At 73.2% G+C, this 6436-nt stretch carries 5 protein-coding genes; all 5 read right to left on the bottom strand.

What is annotated here, in order from left to right:
• Positions 1–189: 189 nt before the first annotated feature.
• Complete coding sequence (locus tag M8J73_RS16005) at positions 190–834, bottom strand: hypothetical protein (protein ID WP_157873331.1); 645 nt, start codon at positions 832–834, stop codon at positions 190–192.
• A gap of 35 nt (positions 835–869) precedes the next feature.
• On the bottom strand, positions 870–1535 hold the full coding sequence (gene msrA, locus M8J73_RS16000) for a peptide-methionine (S)-S-oxide reductase MsrA (RefSeq protein WP_055542171.1): 666 nt from the start codon (positions 1533–1535) through the stop codon (positions 870–872).
• Between the two features lie 89 nt (positions 1536–1624).
• Positions 1625–2737 (bottom strand): hypothetical protein, encoded by a 1113-nt coding sequence (locus tag M8J73_RS15995; protein WP_055542165.1) that lies wholly within the window; start codon positions 2735–2737, stop codon positions 1625–1627.
• Positions 2734–4377 (bottom strand): M48 family metalloprotease, encoded by a 1644-nt coding sequence (locus tag M8J73_RS15990; RefSeq protein ID WP_055542164.1) that lies wholly within the window; start codon positions 4375–4377, stop codon positions 2734–2736. Before M8J73_RS15990 ends, M8J73_RS15995 begins: the two co-directional genes overlap by 4 nt.
• A gap of 438 nt (positions 4378–4815) precedes the next feature.
• Positions 4816–5934 carry a hypothetical protein gene (locus tag M8J73_RS15985; protein WP_055538981.1) on the bottom strand — a complete coding sequence of 373 codons (1119 nt, stop codon included), beginning with the start codon at positions 5932–5934 and terminating at the stop codon, positions 4816–4818.
• Positions 5935–6436 lie beyond the last annotated feature (502 nt).

Genomic DNA, 6436 nt, shown 5'->3' with positions numbered 1-6436 from the left:
CGTAGTGAGTAGTCGCGGATAAAAGCCGCCAGGCCGCACATGCCGGGTCGCGTCCGAACCAGCTCCAAGTGTTCCCGGAAGCTGAACTCACCGTTGCGGCGATCACCGAGCATGTCAGCGCAGGGTACGAGGACGCCGGCATGCGGTCAGTCATCGGCCCGCCGGGTTCCTGTCCAGGTACTGCTGGCGTCAGTGCTCGATCGCCAAGGAGGTCGTTGTGGCGTACGCGAGTAGGTTCGCGAAGCGCAGCCACGGGAGCAGGTACATGTTCAGGGGTGAGTAACCGGGCCGGGTAAGGCCGCGGATGCTGTGGACGGTGTCGGTCAGTTCCGCTGCGGCCGGGCGGTCGAGGCGGCCGAGGGTCTTGAGGTAGGACGAGGCGCAGTCATCGAGCCGGGCGTGCAGGTGGCTGAGTCGGCGTACGTCGATGTCGGGGGAGAGCGTCTCGTCGGGGTACGGGGCTCGCTGGAACGCCGAGTGCCGATTCGCCACGGCGGCGATCAACCCCAGCCGGGACGGGGGCGTCGAACTCGGCCAGCGCGGACCACGCAGAGTGGCCGTGTCGGACGCTCGTGGGGTTCGGCGGCCGGCCGCCTTCTCCACCCTGCGGCGGGCGGCGAAGACGGCCATCTCGGCGAGGTGCGCGGCTCGGCTCTCCTCCAGCGTGCCCAGCGCGCGCGACAACGCCGCGGCATCCCTGCGCAGATCGGGGGCGGGGCACGCCGTCGCGCTCAGATACGCCCAGGTGGCGTTGAAGCCGAGCGGGCCGTAGTCCCCGACGGCACACCTCAGCGCCCTGTGCCGTCGGACGAGCGGCAACCGCTCGTCACGCACTCTGCGGGCGTACGTTCCGAAGGCCACCCGTGACGTCAGCCTTCGGCCTTGGCGACCCCGATCGGGCAGGACACCCCGGTGCCGCCGATGCCGCAGTAGCCCGCCGGGTTCTTGTCCAGGTACTGCTGGTGGTAGCCCTCGGCGGGGTAGAACGTCCGGCCCTCCGCCGGGAGGATCTCCGTGGTGATCGTGCCGTAGCCGGAGCCGGTGAGGACCTTCTGGTAGGCCTCACGGGACGCGGCGGCGGCCTTCTCCTGGGCCGGGGTGTGGGTGTAGACGGCGGAGCGGTACTGGGTGCCGACGTCGTTGCCCTGGCGGAAGCCCTGGGTCGGGTCGTGGGACTCCCAGAAGACCTGGAGGAGCCGCTCGTACGAGATGAGGGACGGGTCGTACACGACGCGGACGGCCTCGGTGTGGCCGGTGAGGCCGGAGCACACCTCTTCGTACGTGGGGTTCTCGGTGAAGCCGCCCTGGTAGCCCACGAGCGTGGTCCACACGCCCGCGGGGAGCTGCCAGAACTTGCGCTCCGCGCCCCAGAAGCAGCCGAGGCCGAAGTCGGCGATCTCCAGGTGCTCCGGGTAGGGGCCGAGGAGCGGGGTGCCGAGCACGGTGTGCCGGTCGGGCACGGTGAACGGCAGCTCGGCGCGGCCCGGCAGAGCCTGCTCGGGGGTGGGCAGCTGGGGCGTGCGGCCGAAGAGCATCATGACTCCTAGGAACGTGCGGGAACGAGCGGGCGGTACCTGGAGAACGTTCCGGGTACCGCCCGAATTCCAGCAGGGCGGCGCTGCTGTCAGCCGGCCGTCTCCGCCGTCTCCGCCGTCTCCGCCGCCACCGCCTGCGCCGAGGCGTTGCGGATCCGGCAGTAGAACGCGGCCATCTCCTCCTCGCTGCCCCGGTAGCGCCACGGCAGCGCGTCGACGTGGCCGTCGACCAGCCGGAACTGTTCGAGCGCGGCGGCGTCACGGTTCTGGAGGGCGAGGTAGTACGCGAGGAGGTGGCGCAGCTCCGGCAGGCGCGGATGGGTCTGGTCGGCCGCGGCGGCGTCGGCGAGACCCGCGTCGACCCGGCCGATCATCCTGGGCGTGCGGTCCACCTCGCTGTCGTCCGACTGGTCGTGCTCGAAGTGGGCGATCAGCGGCAGCACCGTGAGCAGGCTGCCCAGCGGCGCGTTCGCGGCCGCCCGCTCGGCGAAGTCCGTCGCCAGCTTCTCCGAGCCCCGCCACTTCGCGCACCAGTACTGGAGAGCCATGTAGTGCGCCTCGTAGTGGTGCGGGGCGCGGGCGGTGATCTCCGTCCAGAGCCGGTCCATCTCGGCGTGCGGGTAGCCGAGCCCCAGGGCGACGGTGATCTCCGTGACGTACGGCGTCGGGTCGTCGGGGTTCAGCGCGGCGGCCCGCGCGATCTCCTCGCGGGAACGTTCCAGCATCCGGTGGAAGCCCGCGAACTGCTCGCCGGTCGTGTACTGGGCGCGCTTGGCGCCCCGCATCTGCCCGGCCAGGATCACCGTGCTGCGGGCGCGGACGACGGCCGCGTCCGGGTCGTCGGGCCGGTCGGCCTCCCAGGCGAGCAGCCACTCGTCGTCGTCGGCGGCGATCCCGCCGAGCAGGCCCGTCGCCCAGGAGCGGCGGTCCCAGTCCCGGCCGATGTCGTGCAGCAGCTTGGCGGCGGCCTTCCAGTCGCCGCCGCGCACGGCGGCGAGCGTCGCGTCGACGCCCGCCGGCAGCGGACCGGCGTACTTGGTGTTCTGCCGTTCGGCGGGGAGCAGGCCCAGCGCCTCGGCGGCGTCCGGTTCGGCGTCGCCGCTGGGGCGGAAGAACTCCTTGAGGAACACCCCGGCCAGCCACAGACCGATCAGGAGGGTGGGCACGGCCAGGACGGCCAGTATCCACAGCAGTACGGTCATCGCGGGGTGTCCGTTTCTCGTGCGGCGGGGCCGTGGGGAGCGGAGGGCAGCAGCGCGCGCAGCGGCCCGGTGTCCGGATGGTCGGCGACCGCCGCCCCGATCGCGGCGCCGAGGTCGGCCTCGGAGCCGTCCGGTGCGGGCGGCAGGTGCACCATGGCCGCGTCCGCCCAGGAGAACTCCCAGCGCAGCCGGGAGTGGGCGCTCAGCTCGGCGAGCACCATGGTCTGCAGGCCGTCCGCCAGGGCGGGCCGGACGAACTCGCGGAAGGCCCGCCCCTTCGCCTCCGCCGCCTCGTCGGACACCGGCAGCCGCCGCGCCAGCTGCCACAGCTGACCGTCGTCGATCACCTTCAGCAGCCCCCGTAGGGATGGGTGCTCCTTGGTGTACATGGCGAGCGCCCGGTGCAGGGCGGTGTCCGCGGAGACGAAGTTCGCCGCCATCGAACCGTCGAGCAGTTCCTGCCAGTCGGTGGCGCGGGCGAACCGCAGCACGTCGTCGGTGAGGACGGCGTCCTCCAGTTCCGCCAGCGTCCGCTCCGGGTCCGCGAGCAGCGTCAGCGCGGCGCCCCTCGCCTCGTCGGCACGGCCGTCGGCGGGCATGGCCTCGATCCGCGCGACACGGTCGGCGATCGGCGGGTGCGAGTCGTACGGCGACGACGGCTCGCTCGGCAGGTCGGTGCGCAGACCGACGAGTTCGAGCTGGCGGGCGGTGAGCATCCGGCCGAACCCACCGAAGAACTCACCGCGCGGCGGCAGCAGCCGGGCCTCGGAGCCGAGCGTGGCATAGCTGTTCATGTAGAACCCGAACGCGGCGGACAGCGCGGGTATCTCGCGCAGCGCCGACGCGGTGGCGTCGCGTCCGGCGATGCGGGCGGCCGCGGCGTCGGCGGCGTACTCCTCGCGGCGTGACCCGGCGAGGGTGGCCCGGAAGTAGAGGTGGGCGTAGGCGACGTAGATCCGCGCCATCAGCCGGTACGTGAAGCCCGAGTGGCGGGTGTCGATCTCCTTGGTCTTCTTGCCCTTGGCCGCGGCCTTGGCGTTCCTCTTCTCCTGCCGGGCCTGCTCGCGTCCGGCGGTCTTGTCGGCCCGTTCCTCGAAGGTGTCGATGGTGCGCAGCACCTGGGCCCGGCCCCGCGCGGTGATGGCCGCGAGGCGGGTGTCGGAGTTCGAGTAGTGGCCCAGCTCATGGGCGAGGACCGCGCGCAGCTGCGCCTCGGTCAGACCCTGCAGCAGCGGTACGCCGAGGTAGAGGCGGCGCGGGCCGGGCAGCAGGCCGAGCAGCCGGGCGTCCTCGCTGACGGCGGCGTTGACCTCGGGTGTCAGCAGGATGCGCGTCGGGGCGCGGGTGCCGACCTGGTCGGCGAGCTCCCGCACGGTGCGCCACAGCGCGGGCTCGTCGGTGTCGGTCACCGCGAGGCCGGGCCGCTCCTCGCCCTTCGGGGTCCGCAGCATGAACAGGCCGCGGATCAGAGGCAGGGCCAGGAGTACGGAGACCACGTACAGCTTGAGCGCCACGCCGGACGGCGCGTGCAGGTACAGCAGATAGTCGGCGCCGGCGAGCGCCGCGAGCAGGATGACGCCGAGCAGATAGAAGCCGGCGAGCAACACGAGAGCGCGCATTGCGCGCAGGGTTGCGCCCATCGGGCAGTTTCCCCCCACGGTGTGATCGCAAACGATCACAAAATCAACTAAATCGGTCGGCCTAGGACGTGTCCATGACCAAGAGGTGAGGGGGCGGAGTATTTCTCACGGGGTGTGGGGGTGGCAAGGCCTTACTGGAGCAGCCGCCAGGGGGTGCGCGGCTTCGGCGGGTCGGGCGCCCAGAGGGTGCGCGGCTTCGGCGGGCCGGGCGTGAGGCGGGCGGGGCGGAGTGGCTCGGTGGGGCCGGGCGGAGTGGGCCGCGTGGAGTGGGCCGGTGGCGCGGGCGGCGTGGTACGGGCGGAGTGGGTCGTTGGCGGGCGCGGTGCCGTCCGGTCGGTGGGGCCGGGCGGTGTGGTCCTGGCGGCGTGGGTCGGTGGGGCCGGGCGGTGTGCGTGGGGGCGGGGCCCGGCCCCGGTCGTCAGTGATCGTCAGTGGTCGTCAGTGCAGCAGCGTCGCCGGGCTGCCGCCGTTCGCCTCGTAGCCCGCGACCGCCAGGGCCCGGTATATCGCGTAGTCCGAGGCGGGCTCGGAAGCGAGCGTCCAGGGGAGGGCACCCACATGGCCGTCGACGTGCACGAGCTGGTTCATGGCCTCGGCCCAGCGCTCGGCACGGACCAGGAAGAAGATCAGCAGATGGCGCACATGCGCCAGCATCGGGTCGTCGGGCCGCGCCGAGTGCACCGCGTACAGCGCGCCGTGCATCGCCTTGGTGACGACCTCGCTCTCGTAGAAGCCCTGCACCACGATCACCTCGGGCAGGTGCTCGAACACCGCGAACAGCGGCATCGCCGCCAGCAGCGACCCCTGCGGCGCGCGCGCCGCGGCCGCCTCGGCGAACGCGTACGCCTGCTCGCGGGAGCCGTGCCACTTCTCGCACCAGTAGTGCAGCGCCGCCAGATGCGCGCCCATGTGCGCCGGCGCGCGGTCCAGGATCCTCAGCCAGAGCTGCTCGAACTCCTCGCGCGAGTAGCCGAGTCCTCGCGCGACCGACAGCTCGATGATGTACGGGATGGGGTCGCCCGGGGCGAGCAGCGCCGCGTCGCCGCACGCCGATCTCGCCTCCTCCATGATGATCCGGAACTCGTCCGTGCCCGGCGTGGCCGTCCGCCACGCCTGCTGGACCAGGAACTCCGCGTGCACCGCGGCACCACCCGCGTCCTTGGGGGCCTCGGTCCGCCACACCCGCAGCCACTGCCCGCCCGGCGAGTCGCTCACCCCGCCCGGCCGCTGCGCCAGCTCCAGCGAGGCCGCGCCCGCGAACGCCTGCACCCGCTGCCAGCGCACCTCGCCGTCCGCCTCGGTCCCGGCCAGCAGTTGCTGCGCCGCCCGGTAGTCCTGGGTGCGCTGCACCACGTCCAGCACGTCCAGCAGATCCTGGTCGGGGCCGGGCATCCGGACGTCCAGCAGCTCCTGCCGGATGAACCCGTAGTTCGCCGGATCGGCCGCGTCCGGGTGCCCCGCGTGCACCTGCTGAATACCGGCCCGCCTGCGCGCCACGATCGGCCACACCACCATGCCGATCATGAGCAGCGCCATCAGCCCCCAGAGAATCTCCATACGCCAAGGGTTCCAGACACCACCGACAAATGGCGAACGAGGCGGGGGCGGGGCGGCGGAGCCGCCAGCCGGAGCCGCCGCAGTGCTGGCCGGAGCTGCGGGGCGTTCACCCGGGCTGCGGGGTGCCCGCCCCGAGCCGCCGGGCGTCCGCCCGGGCCGCGGCTTTCGGCCGGAGCCGCAGGGGCGCTGGCCTGAGCTGGGGGCGTCCGCCCGAGCCGCGGGGTGTTGGCCTGGGCTATGGGGTGTCGGCCCGAGCAGCGGGGCATCGGCCTGGGGGCCCGAGCCGCGGGGCGCCCGCCGGAGTCGCGGGGCGTCGGCCCGTCGCGGCGTGCTGGCTTGAGTCGCGGGGTGCCGACTGGAGCCGCTGGGCGTTCGCCCGGGCTGCGGGGTGCCCGCCCCGAGCCGCCGGGCATCCGCCCGGGCCGCGGGTTTCGGCCGGAGCCGCAGGGGCGCTGGCCTGGGCCGCGGGGCGTCCGCCCCAGCCGCGGGGTGTCGGCCTGGG

Source organism: Streptomyces neyagawaensis (assembly GCF_023516595.1).
Classification (GTDB): domain Bacteria; phylum Actinomycetota; class Actinomycetes; order Streptomycetales; family Streptomycetaceae; genus Streptomyces; species Streptomyces neyagawaensis.
This window is presented reverse-complemented; position numbering and strand designations above follow the sequence as displayed.